The organism is Priestia flexa NBRC 15715, from assembly GCF_001591565.1.
Lineage (GTDB): Bacteria > Bacillota > Bacilli > Bacillales > Bacillaceae_H > Priestia > Priestia flexa.
This window is the reverse complement of the sequence record NZ_BCVD01000084.1, coordinates 1-17,155: the sequence shown is the minus strand read 5'-3', so window position 1 is coordinate 17,155 and position 17,155 is coordinate 1. Positions and strand designations below refer to the sequence as shown.

Sequence of the window (17,155 nt, the reverse complement as noted above, 5' to 3'; positions counted from 1 at the left end):
GGGGTCAGTCCCTTGACTATAATAAAACACGTTTTTACAGCTTTTTAACCATTTCCACATGTGGAATGCCAGCATCCATAAATTCACCTGAAACCGTTACGTATCCGAGCTTTTCATAGAAGCCTTCGGCATGAGTTTGGCCATGGAGCTTGAGTTTGGATAAGCCTTTATCTACAGCTAGGCTTTCCATTTTGCTCATAATAAGTTTACCAACACCTGCTTTTCTATGTGAAGGCATGACGCAAATACGCTCCATTTTACCGTAGCCATCAACTACGCGTAGGCGACCGGCTCCTACTGGCTTACCTTCATCATACACAACGATATGCGTTGCTTCTTCTTCGTATTGATCGATTTCTTCTTCCACATCGACCTTTTGTTCCTCGACGAAGACCTTCATTCTTACATAGTACGCATCTTCCCGCTCGTCTTTTGTTGCTACTACTTTAATTTCCATACATCTTTATTCCTTTCCAAATCTAAATGTTTCAAAGACCGTCCACGTGTCATTTTCTAATTGGTACATTAAGTGAAAGCGATCGATAACTTCTTCGTGCGCAACGTCTACTAATTTAAGCTGACTGTATACATCTAAATGCTCATCATCTGAAAGTCTTTGACCAATTGTGATATGTGGAATAAACGTGTATTCAGTCGGCTGTTTAAGTTGCCCTTCGTGTAGCATATTGTAAAGAGCCGTTAGTTCTGCTTTTTGTTCGACTTTTAAATAAATCACATTGTTCACAGGAGAGAATGAACTAACTTTGGTTACGTTTAGCGTGAATGGCTTAGCATCTTTTGCAACTTGACGAAGCTGAGCAGCGATATGCTCAATTTCAGTTTCTGAAGCTTCAAATACTTCTTTTACCGTTAAATGTGGTGCAATTAATGAATAATGAGGGTCGTAGCGCTTTCGGTAAGAGTTCGCTACATCTTGCAGTTTTTTTGATGGAAAAAGAACAACGCCAAATTTCATAAAAATCCCTCCAACATAAATGATTTAAAATATGTATATCATTTGTTTAGTATAACAAATTTTCCGACAATGCGACATCTTTCTAGCGAAGCATCATCTCAAGTGAACGTTTAATATCTTTCTGCCAATATTTCCACGTATGATTGCCATCAAATTCATCGTAAAAGACCGCATAGCCCTTAGACTTCATTGCTTCATGAAGCTGTCGGTTCGGCTCAATAAAATTTAATACGCCGTCTTTTGTTGTTTTTACAGCCGTTTCTTGTGTGCCGATGACATGATATAAATCAAGCAGAGAAGGAGTTGAAAATTCGTTTACAGCTTTTAAGACATCTTCATTTACAAACGGTGAATGCATAATAACGTTGCCGAATGTATTTGGGTATTGAATGGCTGTTACTAAGGAAACGGTCGCAGCTAACGAATCCCCAATTAGCGTTCGGGTTTTCCCCATTTGATAAGTAGGATATTTATCATCGAGAAACGGAATGAGTTCATGAGCTAAAAAGCGAATATATGCTTCGTTCTGTGAGCCGTTCGGATGATATTTTTCACGACGGTCGGACGGATCTTTATAAGGGATACCAACAAAAATGGTGCGATCGATAGTAGATTCTTTCATAAGCTCATCAATTAAGCGAGGAGCTCGACCGTACATGACATAATCCTTCCCATCTTGCGCGATAAGCAGTGAGTATTTATACAGCGTTGAATAGTTTGAAGGTAAATACACAAGCAGCGTCACGTCTTCTTGAAGTGATTCGCTGTAAAAAGATAGTTCTTCTAAATGACGTTTGCTTTCTGACATGATATCGACTCCTATACTGATAGTGAATGAAAACGCTACCTTTATTGTAGCATATTTAAGCTAGGTAGGATAAAGAGAAAGCCATCGTCTCTCATTTAGACAATGGCGTAAACTTTTCAAACAGCTCTTTTTCTTGGGAATTGCTTGGATCAATCTCACGAATAATGTACTCTTCTTCTTGTTCGTTAATAACGACATATTCTTCTTCATTTTTAATATAGCTATACACAGCGTTGTTCGAGTAATAGCCATTCACGTTATCCAAAATGACATTCTTCGTCTTTTTATCATACAAGCGATACGTATCATCTTCACGGATAATGGAGTAATGATTCCCAGCGAAAAACGCAACTTCGTCTTTATTGCTGCTAAATCCTGAGATAAGTAAAAAGATAATCTGACTAATGAAAAACAATGCTGTGATGACAATCGCTGCTAGTAAAATAATTTTCCCGAGCTTTTTCGGCTTATATTCTTCTTCGTGTTGTGACATGCTGGTGCGTAACCAATACCTAAAGGACTGATTTTGCGCTGTCCCTCCTTTTTCTTTCAATCAATAAAATAATTATACCAATTAATAGGCAGGTTCGCATATTTGTGTGTGGTGGAGGCCCTAGTGAAAAAGGATTTTGACTGAATGTGTAGAACTATTGAAGATAAGTGGCATGTACATCATTAGACAAAGGAGAGGGAGAAGATGACATCAAAAAAAATCCCAACAAGTAAAGAAGTAACGGCAGCGACGCTGGGTTTATTGGAAGAAAGAGGCGTTTCAGTATTTGATATTGCAGAGATTGTGTATGACCTTCAGCTGCCTTATCACCCAGACCTAACCATTCAACAGTGTGCAGAAAGCGTTGAGCGTGTTTTGCAAAAACGTGAAATTCAGCATGCGCTTTTAGTCGGCATTGAACTAGATAAATTAGCGGAACGAGGCAAGCTCTCAGAACCTCTTCAAAGCATTGTAGAGCAAGATGAAGGGCTATTTGGCGTTGATGAAACCATTGCTTTAGGGGCAGTCCTTACATATGGAAGCATTGCTGTGACGACATTTGGTTATCTGGACAAGGTAAAAGTAGGCGTCATTAAAAAGCTAGATTGTAAAAAAGAGAATGAGCATAAAGTTCATACGTTCTTAGATGATTTAATTGCGAGCGTTGCTTCAAGCGCAGCAAGCCGCTTGGCTCATCGGCAGCGAGACGAGCTAGAAAGCTACCAAGAATCTCTAGAGAAACGATAATCATTTCATAAAAAAAGCGAGAACATGCATCTCGCTTTTTTTGTTAGAGTTTTGTAGAAAGAAGGTGACTAAGAGAGCTAAGACCAAGCTTCTCGTAAAAGGATTGGGCTTTTTGATTAAAAGCCCACACGGTCAGTTGAAGCTCACTTGCCCCTTTTTTACGCCCCCATTCTTTTGTTCGATGAAATAGCTTTTTTCCAATTCCATAGTTATTCCACTCTTTTTTAACACCAAAATATTGAATGTAGGCAGTATACATGAAAGATTGATCGTTAACAGGAGGGGAGTATTTTAGCTCAACAACGGAAGCGCCGATGATACGCCCGTTGTATTCAGCAATTAGAATGTCGGTGGAGTTGTAGTAGAGGATGGCCTGATACTGTTCATACGAAATAACGATATGGTCTGTGCTAAATAAAGAGGGTAAAGCGTGGGCGTGAAGCTCCAAAGATTCTTTTAAAACCGCATTAACGCCTTGATAATCATCTATTCTTGCTGTTCGGTAGACGATTTCCATTTTTCGTTTCACCTGCTTTTTTATCAGTTTGCATACCACTAGTCAAAAGCCCACTGAGCGTGAATACTTATAGCATATGAAAAAAAAGAAGGAATGTTAAAAAGCCTGCGTTATTATATCACAGGCTTTTAAATACGCGTTTCTGAGATAGCGTCTCGTACTTTTTCTAAAGAGTGCTTTGCTTTTTCTTTGTTGGCAATCATAATGTTGACGTAAAGAGCGTCAATTAAGCTTAATTGGCCGATGCGAGAAGCGAGGGCTTCGGAACGATATTCCGTTTCTTCAGAGCTTGTATACAGGGAAACGTCTACATTTTGACTAAGTGGTGACTTTGGAAAGCCCGTGATGCCAATGGTTTTCGCACCGTGCTGCTTAGCCGTATTTAAAATGTTTAACGTATCTTTATTTGTACCTGAATGAGAGATAATGACCGCCACATCATGTTTCGTTAATTGAGATGCCGACATGAGCTGAAAGTGAGAGTCGATAAACGCAAACACTTCTGTACCCGTTCGAACAAATTTATGGTAAGCATCCATCGCGATAATAGCCGATCCACCCGTACCGTAAAAGTAGACTTTCTTTGCTTGCTGCAGGAGGCGAGTTGCTTTTTCAATCGCGTCTTTATCTAAAATTTGAAGCGTGTTTTCGAGCGTTCGAATATTTGAACGGAAAATTTTTTCAGCAATGACGCGTTCATTATCATCCTCAGTAATCTCTTCATGGATTTGCTGAATAGGCGTCATAATTTCAGCTGCTAAAGAAATTTTCATAGCTTGATAGCCTTTAAAGCCGATTCGTTTACAAAAGCGGAAAACCGTCGCATCCGCAACGTTTAGGTTATCAGCAACTTCATTAATGGTGCTATGAATAATATCTTCTGGGTGTTCTAAAATATAATTCGCGATTTTCTTTTCCTTATCGCTAAAGCGAGCATAATGAGACCGAATGTTTCCTAAGCAGTTTTGCGTCATAAACTAATTTCCTTTCAGAATATTTGTAAAGATAGTATAGCATAGAATAATTAACGAAAAAAATTTTCTTGTAATCGTTTGCGGTTATGAAAAAAATTTCGTATAATAGTGAATAGACAAGAAAATTTTTTTCTGGAGGACATACATCATGAAATTAGGTTTAGTAGGTTTAGGAAAAATGGGTTACAATTTAGCATTAAATTTGCGTGACCACAATCACAATGTCGTAGCATTCGACTTAAATAAAGAAGCAGTAACAAAAATGAATGGTGAAGGCGTAGAAGCGTTTGATTCATTAGAGCAAGTGATTGAAAAGCTACCATCTCCAAAAATTGTTTGGGTAATGGTTCCAGCAGGAGATGCAACAGAACAAACGCTAGTGCAACTTAAAGGTTTATTAAATGAAGGAGATATCGTAATTGACGGCGGTAACTCTAACTATAAAGAATCTGTACGTCGCGGAAACGACTTAAAAGAAAAAGGAATCTTCTTCTTTGACGTAGGTACAAGCGGTGGTATGGAAGGTGCTCGAAACGGAGCATGTACAATGATTGGTGGAGACAAAGAAGTATTCAGCACAATCGAGCCATTATTCCAAGATATCTGTGTAGAAAACGGCTACCTGTACGCTGGTGAATGCGGAAGCGGCCACTACTTAAAAATGGTTCATAACGGTATCGAATACGGCATGATGCAAGCAATTGCTGAAGGCTTTGAAGTACTTGAGAAAAGCCAATTCGACTACGATTACGAAAAAGTAGCGCGCGTTTGGAACAACGGATCAGTTATTCGTTCATGGTTAATGGAACTAACGGAGAATGCGTTCTCGAAAGATCCAAAACTAGATGAAATTAGAGGGGTTATGCAGTCTTCTGGTGAAGGGAAATGGACGGTTGAAGAAGCGCTTGATTTACAAGCACCAACACCTGTTATTGCACTATCCTTAATGATGCGCTATCGTTCATTAGAGGAAGATACGTTTACGGGGAAAGTAGTAGCGGCTCTTCGCAACGAGTTCGGAGGACATAGCACAGTTAAGAAATAATCAAACAAGGGGGAAAGCAGCATGAGCACCAAATATGCAATCGGAGTTGATATCGGTACGACAAGTACAAAGTCCGTTCTATTCTCAATAGATGGAACGGCTCTTTCACGAAAAGGAGTTGAGTATCCTTTATATGCACCCGTACCCGATGTAGCAGAGCAAGACCCGGAGGAAATTTTTCAAGCCGTCATTACAACAATTAAAGGCGTCATGAACGAAAGCAATGTGAATCCGGAAGATATTCTTTGCGTATCGTTTAGCTCTGCGATGCACAGCGTCATCGCAGTAGATGAAAACGGTAAGCCGATCACAAAGTGTATTACGTGGGCAGACAACAGAAGTGCGAAATGGGCAGAGAAGATTAAGAATGAGTGGAACGGACATGAAATTTACCTGCGTACCGGAACACCAATTCACCCGATGTCACCATTAGCAAAGCTGACGTGGCTATCTCATGAGCATACGGATATTGTGGAACAAGCTCATAAATTCATTTCAATTAAAGAATATGTGTTTTATAAGCTGTTTGGCGAATACGTAGTGGATTATTCAATTGCATCAGCTACAGGTATGTTTAACTTAAAAAACTTAAGCTGGGATAAGGAAGCGTTAAAGGTAAGCGGCGTATCAGCTGACAAATTATCAACGCCGGTATCAACGACACATTGTATGAAAGGGTTAAATCCAGATCTTGCAACCGAAATGAACCTTTTACCTACCACTTCATTTATTGTTGGAGCAAGTGACGGAGTGCTTTCAAACCTTGGTGTAAATGCGATTAAACCTGGAGTTGTAGCGGTAACAATCGGAACAAGCGGCGCCATTCGTGCCGTAACCGATCGTCCGGTTGTGGATCCAAAAGGTCGTATTTTCTGCTATGCGTTAACGGAAAACCACTGGGTAATTGGCGGTCCTGTGAATAATGGTGGAATGATCTTCAGATGGGCAAAAGAGCAGCTGGGTGCAGCCGAAGTAGAGACAGCTAAGCGCTTGGGGAAAGATCCGTATGAAATGCTAACAGATATTGCAAATACGGTGAAGCCAGGAGCGGATGGCCTGCTGTTCCATCCTTATTTATCTGGAGAAAGAGCGCCGCTTTGGGACGCGAATGCCAGAGGTTCATTCATTGGCCTTGGATTACACCATAAAAAAGAACATATGATTCGTGCGGTCTTAGAAGGTGTTATCTTTAACCTTTATACGGTTTTATTAGCACTTGAAGAGCTAATCGGTGAGCCGAAGCAAATTCAAGCAACAGGTGGCTTTGCTCGTTCACCACTATGGCGTCAAATGATGGCTGATATTTTTAACCAAGACGTATCGGTTCCTGAAAGCTTTGAAAGCTCTTGTCTAGGAGCAATCATTTTAGGTATGTACGGTTTAGGAGAAGTCGATTCTCTTGAAGTTGTTTCCGATATGGTCGGTGCAACGCATCACCATAAGCCAATTGAAGCTCATGTTTCCATTTATGAAGAGCTAACACCTATCTATATTCGCTTATCGCGTTTATTAGGTGAAGAATATGCCAATATCGCAAACTTTCAAAAGAAGCACGTAGAATAATAAAAGCGCAAAAAAAGTACCTTTTGGTACTTTTTTTGCATTAAAATATTATTTTTTTCTAAAATAAGGTTGAATTAAGAAAAATTTTTTCATATAATTTAAGTAGTTGATGAAATCGTTTTCTATTGAAAGATAATTGAAAGCGATAACAAGTTTAATAGTTTGGAAGCTTACAAGGCTTCGATTTATTTAAATGAAAAAAGAAACCGATTACATATCAAACAAGAGAGGCGGAATGAACATGGATACTTATTTACTACTGATGACTTTAGTATCAATTGTAATCGTTATCATAGGGGTGTCAGTATTTAAATGGCATGCGTTTATTAGCTTAACAGTAGCCAGCATCTTCTTAGCGGTTACGTCAGGGTTAGAATTAGATCAAATTGTAAAAGCTTACGAAACAGGAGTGGGCAGCGTACTTGGACACTTAGTTGGAATTTTAGCGCTTGGAACGATCCTTGGTAAGCTAATGGCTGACTCTGGAGCAGGTATGCAAGTGGCAGACTTCTTTGTTCGTTCATTTGGTACAAAGCGTTTACCGTGGGCGATGCTTATCGCAGGATTCATTATCGGAATTCCCGTTTTCTTTGAAGTTGGTATTTTAATTTTACTACCGCTCGTTATCTCAATTCATAAAACAACGAAACAAAATATTTTATTAATTGCTTTACCAGTTATCGCAGGTTTATCAATTGTACACGGATTGGTACCACCGCATCCAGGCGCACTAGCTGCCATTAGCATTTACGATGCAAACCTTGGACGCGTTCTTTTATACTCATTAATCGTTGCCATTCCAGCAGCTATTATTGCAGGACCCGTATACGCAAAGTGGATTCATAAGCGCGTTGTTCCACAAGGTGAGCCAGAACTTATTCGCGTAACAACTCTTTCAAAAGAATTACCTGGAACAGGAATCTCATTCTTTGTTATTTTGTTACCAGTCTTACTAATGATTTTATCAGCGGTTGCGCCGTACTTACCGTTAGGAAGTGGTCTTGAAAAGCTTCTAGTCTTTATCGGTAGCCCGCTAATCGCACTATTAATTGCGTGTTTTGTCGCTTTCTACTTCTTAGGTATGAAGCAAGGCATGACAAAAGAAACAATCAAAAAGCTATCAGAAGAGTGCTTGCTGCCAGTTGGTTCGATTATTTTAATCATCGGTGCAGGTGGAGGATTTAAAGAAGTCTTAATTGAAAGCGGTGTAGGAACAACAATCGCTCAAATGTCTGAGAATCTTTCACTATCACCACTTGTTCTAGCATTTATGATCGCAGGTCTCATTCGTATCGCAACCGGCTCAGCAACAGTAGCCCTCACAACAGCCGCAGGAATCGTATCACCGGTTATCGAGCATATGTCAGGCGTAAACCTAGAGCTTCTTGTTATCGCAACAGGCGCAGGTTCACTGATGTTCTCTCACGTTAACGATGCAGGTTTCTGGATGGTAAAAGAATACCTAGGCTTAACGGTAAAAGAAACGTTTCAAACGTGGACGGTACTTGAAACATTGCTTTCATTTATTGCGTTCGGTACTGTGCTTATCGTGAACCTAATTGTCTGATCTTGGAGCTCTCTTTCTACGTAGGAAGAGGGCTTTTGTGCTACATTAGAGAGGTAAAAGGTAAAGCGGGAAAAACATGCCACAGACGTTTCATGGAAAAGAGCTTTTAAAGGAGTTTAAGTGGTTTTCAAAACCGACTCATTTCGAATTAAACGAGCAGCACCTCGTCATGAAACCTAATGTCAATACGGATTTCTGGCAGCGAACGCACAACGGTTTTCAAGTAGATAACGGTCACTTTCTTTATAAAGAAGTATCTGGAGACTTTCAGCTTACAACGAAAGTACACACCAAGCCTCTAAATCGCTACGACCAAGCAGGGTTAATGGTGCGCGTCTCAAAGGATACGTGGATTAAATCGTCCGTTGAATACATTCCGAATGAATCAAACAAGCTAGGAGCAGTTGTCACCAATAACGGTTACTCAGACTGGTCTACGCAAGATTTTGAAGAGGATTAGTCGGCTCTTTACTTTCGAATGAAGAAAGTAGGGCAAGACTACTCACTTTATTATTCTGTTGACGGTGAGAAGTGGAAACAGCTGCGAATCGCGCATTTATTCGCAGAAGAAGAGACCATGCAAATCGGCATCTATGCCTGCAGTCCGCAGGGAGAAGGATACGAAGCTTCGTTTGAATTTGTTGAAATTCAGCAATAAAAAAAGCAGCGGGATGTCAAAAGGGGTATAACCCTTTTGCATCCGGCTGCTTTTTTCTTATGAAAAGCTGTCCATTAAAAATAAATAGAAGTGCTGTTGAAGAAGCATAGGGAGATCTTCTTCTGCAATCGTTTCTTTCGTTTTTTGACTGTTTTCTGTGATAATTAGCGTCAAATCAGAAAGCGTTTTGCGTCCTTCCTTTGTGGCAATTGTGACTAAGCGCTTATGTGTAAACGGTGACTCCGGTGACGTTTGGTTAAACTCACACATCGGCGCAAACTCGTGAAATTCTTTTGGTACCGTTGACACGCGGTGCAGCGTTTTCCACTGCTCGTCTTCAAAGCGCTGAAGGTCATAGTGCTCTTCGTCTATTTGAAGCGCGCGGTACTCACCGCTAACGTCGCTAACGACTTCTCCTGAAAGGGGGACGGGTTTACGAACCGAATCGCCAAATCCAACGTCCACAAGATACGGTTCATCGTCTAGATGAACAAGGTTCGTCGCGTGACTGCCTTCAATCGTCCACGAGCCGTCGGGCTTTTTCACCGTTGCGCCTACGTAATGAGCATCATAGCCGATTTCGCGAAGCAGCCAGCCAAACAGCCCGTTTAACTCATAGCAAAAACCCCCGCGAAGATTGATCACCACTTTTTCAAAAATGCGCTCAAGGTCCGTAATAATCGGCGTCTTGCTGATCACGTCCAGGTTCTCAAACGGAATATGAAGCATATGCTTTTCCTGTAAAAAAGCCAGGTTCTCAAGCGTTGGCTCAGCGGGACGCTTGGCCAAAAAGCGAGTAAAATAATAGTTACTATTCAAAGGAACATCCTCCTTTAGCTGAAAGCGTTCTATATCCGATAAAGAAAGTATTGACAACTCATCAGATTCATCCCTATAATAATATCAATACATACATCATATTACGACTTGTTAGCTCAGCGGGAGAGCACTTCCTTGACAGGGAAGGGGTCGGGGGTTCAAATCCCTCACAGGTCATATTTAAATAATGCTCAAATCCTTTTGTATAAAGGATTTGGGCATTTTGTTTTGATTATCCCAACGAAATAAATACCAATTAGCAATGAAATATTTTACTGCATTTTTAATGTTTTTACTGATATATGCAAAGTTAGCAATAAACTAATTAATAAATAATAAGGTTTACTTCAGTAAAATAAGGTATAGTATATTTGGTGAAGTAATTTTTAAAGGACAAGAAATGTAGGTGAACAAAGTGAGCAAATATCTATTGGATACCAAAGGCCAGATGGCCATGACAAAGTATCATGAAAAACAAAAAAATACTAAAGTTGATAAAAAGCAGCAACTTGAAAAACTTCGTGCGGAGTATTTGAAAAAGAAGCAAAAATAAATAGATGAATAAAATGAATGAAAACATAGGAAGATCAAGATCTTCCTATGTTTTTTTATTTGAAGTTCTTTTTAAAATTGATGGTAGGGGTTGTTATTCTCATAAATCTCAAATTAAGTAACAAGCAGGCCGTTCTTTTTAACACGGGACGAATCATTGGTCACCTAAGCATAACTGATTCCTTCCAACTCGGAATGTATACTTCTCCATTATACTGGACTTCACATATTGTTCTTAAACTGATTCTTCTTAACCTATACTCAATATTGTTTCTTATGAAAAACTGCTTATCATCATAATTTATAGAAGTAACGTTGATGTTTTGGTTGTTTAATAGGAATCTTAGCGTTACATCTTGTCCATCTTCATTTGCTTTTATAGTTCCTTTAAAAGGGTCTATTGTGATATTGAATTGTTCCGACAGCTCTTTGGCAAATAAAGCTACTTGAGATCCATTAAGTTCCCATGTTGTGATCAGTAAATCTAACAGCAATTTTTTTTGGTTTTCGAAATCCACAAAAATCACTCCTTTTCACTTTTAATAGTTACATAGGTATAGGAGACACTTATGATAGATATTAACTTTATCATTTCTTCTTCTGATTTCTCATTATTTTTGCTAGCGATTAGCCAGTTTGTACACATATCTTTGTATTTTAATACGTATTGTATCATGAAATTTCATATAATTTGAGGAATATTTAGTTTTTTGATCAACAAATTAGTATTACCATTAATTAACTTAAAAATAATTGATTTACAAAATAAAAAGAAATTCTTTTAGATAATCCATTCTTTTATACCACTATTGATATGGGATATCCCTTGTAAAAGGTAAATAAATAGTATGATTTTCATATGGCGGTATTAGATGATGTGTTTTTTAAAAAGGCAGTGCAACAAAAAAACTTATTTTATAATTTATTTTGATATACTTATTTTTGCATAAAATAAGTATATATATTGCATTCTTCCATAGTAAAACATACCTGCACACTATACGGCTAGTAAAGGGTTATTGGAAATTTTAAACAGATTCCACAAGAGGAACTTTCTACTTCAATCCATAATGAAAAACTATTTATATGAAATTATATGTATAAGAGATTACTAGTTGGGGAATAGTAGAAATAGAAACTTTTATATCGGAGGGAAATTCAATGAGCGAAAACAAAAACATTTTTTCTACGTTTGTTAGTGAAGATCAATTTGACCTACGTTCATATATTACGTACTTATTTATTAATGAGTGCGAGCAAGGTGAATCAACAAGCTAAATTAAATACAAAACTTAAGGTCAAACTGATTACGGATAAAAAGACTTCTCTCAAAAGCTGCCAACACTATGGGAATCGTAAAATCCAAAACAAACTGGTTTTTATAAGTAATAACTCTCGAATTAGCCATTAAATGAAAATTACATACGTATAGTTTGCATTGTCTTTATTCTCTAAAAAGAAAGAGAGAATGATAAATAAGAGAGACACACAAGAAGGTTTGCTAAGGATGTAGGGCAAACATGGGTTGCACTTCTTCATCTACATCCATTGTCAATTCTACTTCAATAAAAAGCTCTCGACGCTTGTATATAAAGTATAAATAGATATAAATAAAAACAGCCAGCCAAAACCTTTTTTACAAGCTTATCGTCGTCAAAAAGAAGACCACTTAAAGAAAATGAAGGAAAAAGAGAAGCAATTCAGCTTCTCTACGGATATAGAGAAAACCTATATTCAAAAAGCTGCATCTCTAGTAGGTCAAAAGGTTATTACCTTTGAAGATATTACAGCACGCCACGAAGAGTTACGCAAAATGAGTGACCGTCATGATCCTATTGAACGACACCTTCATGCACAACAACAGCAATTCCTAAATGTCAGCAATTATTATGATCTTGTGAGGGATTTAGAGCGTGAAATCCAACAGAACGAAGAAAAGGTAGAGGAACTTAAGAAGTCCCTTAATCCGTTTAAACTCAAAGAAAATAACATGATGAAACGACGTCATCTTGATAAAATTTCTGATTTAGAAAGTAACAAAGAAAGCTATGAAAGCAGCATTCAAAAACATAAAGAAACGCTTCGTTTTTCAACTAAAGAAGAGTTCTATGAGCGTTATCAAGAATTCTCTCAAAAGAAAGAAAACCGACTCAATCAGATTACGTATGAGAAAAAACAAATTCAAGTCGAAACTAGGGTACTATTACAAGCTGAAGAAGCCATTAAGCAAGCCAAAATCCGTGAGATAAGCTCTCATTACCCGGATCTCAAAACAGCTGGAAAGTATCTCACCTACAGCAATGCATTAAGACTGGAGCAGTATCATGATACTGCTCAACAAAATCAGTTTAGACTATCTAACATCAAACAAAATCTAAATGCTAACCAAAAGAAGCTAGACGAGTTCAAAAAACATCAAAAAATGGTTCATATAGAGAAAGAACATGTCTCAACGATGAGTAAGGAAGTAGAAAAGCTCAGCAGCGTGGAGAACAAGCTTGATGAGTTAGACAGAAACCAAGGAGAAAAAGCCAAACGACTTGTCTCAAAAAAAGCTCGTCAAGATTATGAAGAATTGCAAAGTGAAGCTAAATATGGACGTAAAAACCTAAAAGAACTGGGTTACAAAGGACAACAAGATTTACAACAACAACAAAGTCGTATGAACACAATGGAGAAAACAGTTGTCCCATGGTTAGAAAAAGAAATAAAAACACATGAGAGCAACATAAATGCTCTAAATACCGTTTTTAATGCTATACAACAAGCTACCCGTAGCCAAGAGCAAGCTCAACAAAGACATCAATTAGGAAGCATGAGAAGTATAAATATAAATAGAGCAAAGAATAAAGGTCCAGATCTTAGCCGTTAAATATAAAAAATTGCCTTAAGGCAATTAGAAACAACTTAAAGTTGTTTTATCTCTTATAAGGATAAATAAGTTCTTTCATTTACTTAATGGATTTTCTAGGTAGTAGACATAAAAATATTAAAGTTTTTGTATGAAACCGGCGCTTGTCCGCACCTTTATTGCTGTTTTGCATATTATAAATTGACCATAGCATCCTTTTAATCTTCTATTGAACTCAAGAAAAAACTATCCTATCACACACTGGATAGTTTTTTCTGTTTTTAAGCTTTATATGGTATCCACCTTTACTTAACATAGAGATTTTCGTCTGATTAAGAAGGTTTTTTACCGTATTTATAAGTATTCGAACATTTTGGGCCTATTTCTCATATTGTATTAAGTATTAACAATATATCGAGGTGAAAAAATATGAATTTTAATTATATAGATTATTATCCTGAACCAAGATTTTTAGGCCCACAGTTCCCATTACCTAGTCCCCCGAGTAGTTTCCCTGGGTCACCTGGTGGCCTTCCTTCCTTCGGTGGACAGCAAGCTCCAACTTCCCCACCACCAGCATTTATCCCACAGCAGCAAACAGCAACACCATTTGCAGTCGATCCAGGAGCCATTTCGTTGTGTTTATTCCGTAACACATATATATGGCTTAGAAATGGGTCAAGTTTTTGGTATTTCCCTATTTTTGTGGGACCGAGATGAGTTGCTGGTTTCAGATGGAACGGGCGATTCTGGACTATTTTTGGTATAGATACAAGACAAATTGTTTCATTTACATGTTTCTAAGTATTCATAATTTATGGCACAAGAAAAGGGGAGGAATCAGCTTTGCAACCTACAGAGAAGATCAGGGTTAGTATGCCATTCCCATCAAGATGGGGTATCCATGCCGAGATTGCAGGTAGACCTATGGTTTGGGGGGTACTCATCATTAACTCTATTACAGGTAATAGAGTAATAGGTACAGTTAATTTTCGTGGCACTCTCATTCCCATTAATGGATATTGGAATGAGAGTGCCAAACAAATCGGCTTTGATTCACCCTATGCCACATATTCTGGTAACTTAACTATGTTTGATGATTCCACTATTAAAATTCGACATCTTGTTTTAAATGGGCGGGTTATTATGAAGCCACCTTCTTTACTAGCAGGTAGGAATGGAACTTGGATTGCTACGACAGATACAACTCTCACAGGTTCTTCCGTTAACAACAGTGATTTGCCTCCTGTTGGTGCCTTTTTAACATCAAATATACTTCACAGTGGACTTGAACGTTGAGGAAATCCTTTGAAAATATACAAACTAAAAAGCAAAAAAACTAACTTTGTGTCAGAAAGAAGTTAGTTTTTTTTGCTTTTAATGATATGGATTAATACATCATCTTATAAAATTATAGAGAATTCCTAATAAGTATTATAAATATTTTCGCATGTTTCAGCTTTTGGTTCATAAAAGCAATGAAGCTTATATCGAGCGACAAGAGGTTGATTGTACCATGTTGGGGGGCACTGTTGAGGAGGTCTGAAATACCATAAACTAAATTTTGCAGGCCAACTACGTTCTCCTCTGACAGATCGACGTGCCAAACGTTTTTCACTTTCTCGTGCTCTTTGATAGAAATAGCCTTTTTGAATAGCTTCAAATGCATGGGGTTGATAAATCATTTGTGGAATAGTTCTCAGTCCTTTAAAATCAGAGCAATTCGCCCTGATTCGATTAATCCCTACATTTCCTATAAGAAGCATTCCCTTTTCGCCCTCACTTTCACCCTCTGCTCTAAGGAGTCTCGCTAAAAGAGCTATGTCTGAAGTTGTAGCTTTAACAACCGCCATAATTTCACCTCCAGAAATAAGATATTTCTCTATATCTCGTATAATGTCTTTTCGTCATTTTTTTTTTTTTAATAGTCTTTTCTCTACCATTACTTCCTACCTGTTTTTTCCGAAATATGGACATTCACCCAAGACGGAAACTAGGTAAATGCATATTCTTGCTTTGATAAGAAAAAATGGAGGTTTTTGTCATGAATTCAGAAATGCACTTGTTACCTAATTTATATTTTCAAGAAAATCAGTTACCCCATGGAGATATGCGGTTTATTGGAAGACCCGGTTTTGGTGGTCCTGGATTTGGTTTCGGTAGACCAGGATTTGGTTGGGGAGGACCCTGGTTTTGGTAGTCCCTTTTTATCATATAAATCACGTATATTTTATAAATAATAGAATGTAGCTGTGCTAAAAGATCTTAATCTTAACATAGAGTGAATTCGTTTTTAATAAACTGCTGATTCTGTTCTACGATATTAATAGAATTTCTAATTGCACTAACTGGAGTAAATTAACGAAATAGTTTTAATGGCAATTTATTTAATTTTTAATAATCTTTTATTTAAAGAAATTAAACCTATTAGGGGTAGCATCAGGATTATGCGGATTTACAACATTAAGACAAAAAAACTTGTATCAATAGGGTCTACTCTATTGATATGGAATCAATAATACGTAAAATAAGAGTTTTGAATGTATCATATGACTTGTCTCAAAACCCTTATCGTTGTTAAGTTAGCCTTTTTTTCTTCTCAGAATTGCTTAACTTTGTAAATCCGCATTTTCGGGACTGTACCCCTTATCACAGTTAGTAGCAAAACCTTCACTTGTAGTAACGATGGCAGCTATAATAGGTATAACAGTATCTAATTTATTAAGACATCCTAATTTAATATTTGGATAGGAGGAACTTATGATATCACTTCATAGAATGTTAAAATTGCGTGATTTAGAAATTTTCCAAGTAGAAAGAAATGGAACTATTTTATCTTATGTAGTCATTGAAGATACTAGAAATCCATTTACAGAAGAAGACAAAAAACTAGATCCATTATGTTATATGGATGAAGAAGATATTAATGAAATTTTAAATGTTTTTAGGATTTCATTAATCAACGATGAAAAATTAAATGAAGAAGATTCAAAATATCTAAGAACGTTCTTTTCAAAGTTTGTTAACAATACAAATTTAACAAACTTCATTATTAAGGAATATATTCAAGAAGATTTGTATGATTACGAAGTTAATATAGAATTTTTCAATAAAATTTTAAAGAATATAGGTTCAAATTTTATTATTGAAGAATTTGATGAAAGAAATTGGATTTATTTATCTCAAGATTAAAATATAAACTATGTATATCGTATACATCTGTAGTTAACATAATGTAGCTTATAGGAAACGAAAAATGTATCCAAGAATCTCTATTTATGTTATAAAAAAGAAAATAAACTTATTGGAGATAGAAAATGACACAAAACAATAGTAAATCACTTATTTCAATTATCTTTGGGGTTTTATCAATGATCGTTCCTTATATAGGTTTAATCTTTGGTATAGTAGGGATTGTTTTTTGCACCAAAAGTATCAGAGAAGTGAAAAAGACTAGAGAACAAGGTAAAAGTATTGCTGTGACTGGAGGAATTCTTAGTACAGTAGGGTTATGCATTCAAGCTTCTGTACTATTTTTAGCTCTTTTAGGATACACAGCAGTTTTTTATTAAATCACTGAACTAC

18 protein-coding genes, 1 tRNA gene and 2 pseudogenes are annotated in these 17,155 nt (G+C 37.2%); 12 read left to right on the top strand and 9 right to left on the bottom strand.

All coding sequences use genetic code 11. The features are described from left to right. Nucleotides 1–34 precede the first annotated feature (34 nt). The 4 genes from BFL01S_RS13800 to BFL01S_RS13785 all read right to left on the bottom strand — a co-directional run bounded on the left by BFL01S_RS13800 (nt 35) and on the right by BFL01S_RS13785 (nt 2,277). On the bottom strand, nt 35–457 hold the full coding sequence (locus BFL01S_RS13800) for a GNAT family N-acetyltransferase (RefSeq protein WP_025908641.1): 423 nt from the start codon (nt 455–457) through the stop codon (nt 35–37). 6 nt (nt 458–463) lie between these two features. Beyond that, entirely contained in the window at nt 464–976 is a 513-nt protein-coding gene (locus BFL01S_RS13795) for a YjcG family protein (RefSeq protein ID WP_025908642.1), read from the bottom strand. Nucleotides 977–1,058: 82 nt separating this feature from the next. Continuing rightward, nucleotides 1,059–1,784: an alpha/beta hydrolase gene (locus BFL01S_RS13790; protein WP_025908643.1), complete on the bottom strand. Its 726-nt coding sequence runs from the start codon at nt 1,782–1,784 to the stop codon at nt 1,059–1,061. Between the two features lie 91 nt (nt 1,785–1,875). Beyond that, nucleotides 1,876–2,277: a hypothetical protein gene (locus BFL01S_RS13785; RefSeq protein WP_061786023.1), complete on the bottom strand. Its 402-nt coding sequence runs from the start codon at nt 2,275–2,277 to the stop codon at nt 1,876–1,878. Between the two features lie 204 nt (nt 2,278–2,481). Between BFL01S_RS13785 and BFL01S_RS13780 the strand changes: the two genes are divergently transcribed. Then, nucleotides 2,482–3,024: a phosphatidylglycerophosphatase A family protein gene (locus BFL01S_RS13780; RefSeq protein WP_025908645.1), complete on the top strand. Its 543-nt coding sequence runs from the start codon at nt 2,482–2,484 to the stop codon at nt 3,022–3,024. Between the two features lie 43 nt (nt 3,025–3,067). On the opposite strand, the gene BFL01S_RS13775 is transcribed toward BFL01S_RS13780, so the two are convergent. Both BFL01S_RS13775 and BFL01S_RS13770 read right to left on the bottom strand, forming a co-directional pair. Further along, nucleotides 3,068–3,553, bottom strand: a complete 486-nt coding sequence (locus BFL01S_RS13775; RefSeq protein ID WP_235859236.1) for a GNAT family N-acetyltransferase — start codon at nt 3,551–3,553, stop codon at nt 3,068–3,070. A 116-nt stretch (nt 3,554–3,669) separates the two neighbouring features. Next, complete coding sequence (locus tag BFL01S_RS13770; RefSeq protein ID WP_061786022.1) at nt 3,670–4,515, bottom strand: MurR/RpiR family transcriptional regulator; 846 nt, start codon at nt 4,513–4,515, stop codon at nt 3,670–3,672. A gap of 148 nt (nt 4,516–4,663) precedes the next feature. Between BFL01S_RS13770 and gnd the strand changes: the two genes are divergently transcribed. From gnd to BFL01S_RS13750, 4 genes and pseudogenes are all read left to right on the top strand, one after another. Further along, nucleotides 4,664–5,560 carry a phosphogluconate dehydrogenase (NAD(+)-dependent, decarboxylating) gene (gene gnd, locus BFL01S_RS13765; RefSeq protein ID WP_025908649.1) on the top strand — a complete coding sequence of 299 codons (897 nt, stop codon included), beginning with the start codon at nt 4,664–4,666 and terminating at the stop codon, nt 5,558–5,560. Between the two features lie 21 nt (nt 5,561–5,581). Beyond that, nucleotides 5,582–7,123 carry a gluconokinase gene (gene gntK / locus BFL01S_RS13760; protein ID WP_061786021.1) on the top strand — a complete coding sequence of 514 codons (1,542 nt, stop codon included), beginning with the start codon at nt 5,582–5,584 and terminating at the stop codon, nt 7,121–7,123. A gap of 241 nt (nt 7,124–7,364) precedes the next feature. Beyond that, the gene (locus BFL01S_RS13755) at nt 7,365–8,690 is read left to right on the top strand and encodes a GntP family permease (protein ID WP_061786020.1); all 1,326 of its coding nucleotides are present in this window, start codon (nt 7,365–7,367) and stop codon (nt 8,688–8,690) included. A 76-nt stretch (nt 8,691–8,766) separates the two neighbouring features. After that, nucleotides 8,767–9,348: pseudogene (locus tag BFL01S_RS13750) on the top strand (DUF1349 domain-containing protein). Between the two features lie 57 nt (nt 9,349–9,405). Here BFL01S_RS13750 and BFL01S_RS13745 read toward each other — a convergent pair. Then, nucleotides 9,406–10,167 (bottom strand): arylamine N-acetyltransferase family protein, encoded by a 762-nt coding sequence (locus tag BFL01S_RS13745; RefSeq protein ID WP_061786019.1) that lies wholly within the window; start codon nt 10,165–10,167, stop codon nt 9,406–9,408. A 105-nt stretch (nt 10,168–10,272) separates the two neighbouring features. Here BFL01S_RS13745 and BFL01S_RS13740 point away from each other — a divergent pair. Next, nucleotides 10,273–10,344: transfer RNA gene (locus tag BFL01S_RS13740), tRNA-Val, on the top strand. 536 nt (nt 10,345–10,880) lie between these two features. Here BFL01S_RS13740 and BFL01S_RS13735 read toward each other — a convergent pair. Further along, nucleotides 10,881–11,237 (bottom strand): hypothetical protein, encoded by a 357-nt coding sequence (locus BFL01S_RS13735; protein ID WP_025908862.1) that lies wholly within the window; start codon nt 11,235–11,237, stop codon nt 10,881–10,883. A 1,160-nt stretch (nt 11,238–12,397) separates the two neighbouring features. On the opposite strand from BFL01S_RS13735, the gene BFL01S_RS13730 reads away from it, so the two are divergent. The 3 genes and pseudogenes from BFL01S_RS13730 to BFL01S_RS13720 all read left to right on the top strand — a co-directional run bounded on the left by BFL01S_RS13730 (nt 12,398) and on the right by BFL01S_RS13720 (nt 14,869). Then, nucleotides 12,398–13,591 (top strand): hypothetical protein, encoded by a 1,194-nt coding sequence (locus tag BFL01S_RS13730; protein WP_174521194.1) that lies wholly within the window; start codon nt 12,398–12,400, stop codon nt 13,589–13,591. 408 nt (nt 13,592–13,999) lie between these two features. Beyond that, a pseudogene (locus BFL01S_RS13725) lies at nt 14,000–14,374 on the top strand (transporter). A gap of 72 nt (nt 14,375–14,446) precedes the next feature. After that, nucleotides 14,447–14,869 (top strand): hypothetical protein, encoded by a 423-nt coding sequence (locus BFL01S_RS13720; protein WP_061786024.1) that lies wholly within the window; start codon nt 14,447–14,449, stop codon nt 14,867–14,869. Between the two features lie 125 nt (nt 14,870–14,994). Here the strand turns inward: BFL01S_RS13720 and BFL01S_RS13715 are convergent, their stop codons facing one another. Next, the gene (locus tag BFL01S_RS13715) at nt 14,995–15,423 is read right to left on the bottom strand and encodes a cell wall hydrolase (protein ID WP_061786018.1); all 429 of its coding nucleotides are present in this window, start codon (nt 15,421–15,423) and stop codon (nt 14,995–14,997) included. Between the two features lie 191 nt (nt 15,424–15,614). Here BFL01S_RS13715 and BFL01S_RS20465 point away from each other — a divergent pair, with 191 nt between their 5' ends. The 3 genes from BFL01S_RS20465 to BFL01S_RS13705 all read left to right on the top strand — a co-directional run bounded on the left by BFL01S_RS20465 (nt 15,615) and on the right by BFL01S_RS13705 (nt 17,142). Continuing rightward, entirely contained in the window at nt 15,615–15,770 is a 156-nt protein-coding gene (locus BFL01S_RS20465; RefSeq protein ID WP_156474929.1) for a hypothetical protein, read from the top strand. Between the two features lie 560 nt (nt 15,771–16,330). Further along, nucleotides 16,331–16,762 (top strand): hypothetical protein, encoded by a 432-nt coding sequence (locus BFL01S_RS13710; RefSeq protein ID WP_061786017.1) that lies wholly within the window; start codon nt 16,331–16,333, stop codon nt 16,760–16,762. 125 nt (nt 16,763–16,887) lie between these two features. Beyond that, a complete protein-coding gene (locus tag BFL01S_RS13705) occupies nt 16,888–17,142 on the top strand; it encodes a DUF4190 domain-containing protein (protein WP_047933932.1) in 255 nt (84 codons plus the stop codon). Nucleotides 17,143–17,155: the final 13 nt, after the last annotated feature.

Coding starts and splice junctions, on each gene's coding strand:
- BFL01S_RS13755 (WP_061786020.1), top strand. CDS start 7,365: ATGGATACTTATTTACTACTGATGACTTTAGTATCAATTGTAATCGTT.
- BFL01S_RS13770 (WP_061786022.1), bottom strand. CDS start 4,515: ATGACGCAAAACTGCTTAGGAAACATTCGGTCTCATTATGCTCGCTTT.
- BFL01S_RS13720 (WP_061786024.1), top strand. CDS start 14,447: ATGCCATTCCCATCAAGATGGGGTATCCATGCCGAGATTGCAGGTAGA.
- gnd (WP_025908649.1), top strand. CDS start 4,664: ATGAAATTAGGTTTAGTAGGTTTAGGAAAAATGGGTTACAATTTAGCA.
- BFL01S_RS13800 (WP_025908641.1), bottom strand. CDS start 457: ATGGAAATTAAAGTAGTAGCAACAAAAGACGAGCGGGAAGATGCGTAC.
- BFL01S_RS13790 (WP_025908643.1), bottom strand. CDS start 1,784: ATGTCAGAAAGCAAACGTCATTTAGAAGAACTATCTTTTTACAGCGAA.
- BFL01S_RS13785 (WP_061786023.1), bottom strand. CDS start 2,277: ATGTCACAACACGAAGAAGAATATAAGCCGAAAAAGCTCGGGAAAATT.
- BFL01S_RS13780 (WP_025908645.1), top strand. CDS start 2,482: ATGACATCAAAAAAAATCCCAACAAGTAAAGAAGTAACGGCAGCGACG.
- BFL01S_RS13730 (WP_174521194.1), top strand. CDS start 12,398: ATGAAGGAAAAAGAGAAGCAATTCAGCTTCTCTACGGATATAGAGAAA.
- BFL01S_RS13715 (WP_061786018.1), bottom strand. CDS start 15,423: ATGGCGGTTGTTAAAGCTACAACTTCAGACATAGCTCTTTTAGCGAGA.
- BFL01S_RS13795 (WP_025908642.1), bottom strand. CDS start 976: ATGAAATTTGGCGTTGTTCTTTTTCCATCAAAAAAACTGCAAGATGTA.
- BFL01S_RS20465 (WP_156474929.1), top strand. CDS start 15,615: ATGAATTCAGAAATGCACTTGTTACCTAATTTATATTTTCAAGAAAAT.
- BFL01S_RS13710 (WP_061786017.1), top strand. CDS start 16,331: ATGATATCACTTCATAGAATGTTAAAATTGCGTGATTTAGAAATTTTC.
- BFL01S_RS13705 (WP_047933932.1), top strand. CDS start 16,888: ATGACACAAAACAATAGTAAATCACTTATTTCAATTATCTTTGGGGTT.
- gntK (WP_061786021.1), top strand. CDS start 5,582: ATGAGCACCAAATATGCAATCGGAGTTGATATCGGTACGACAAGTACA.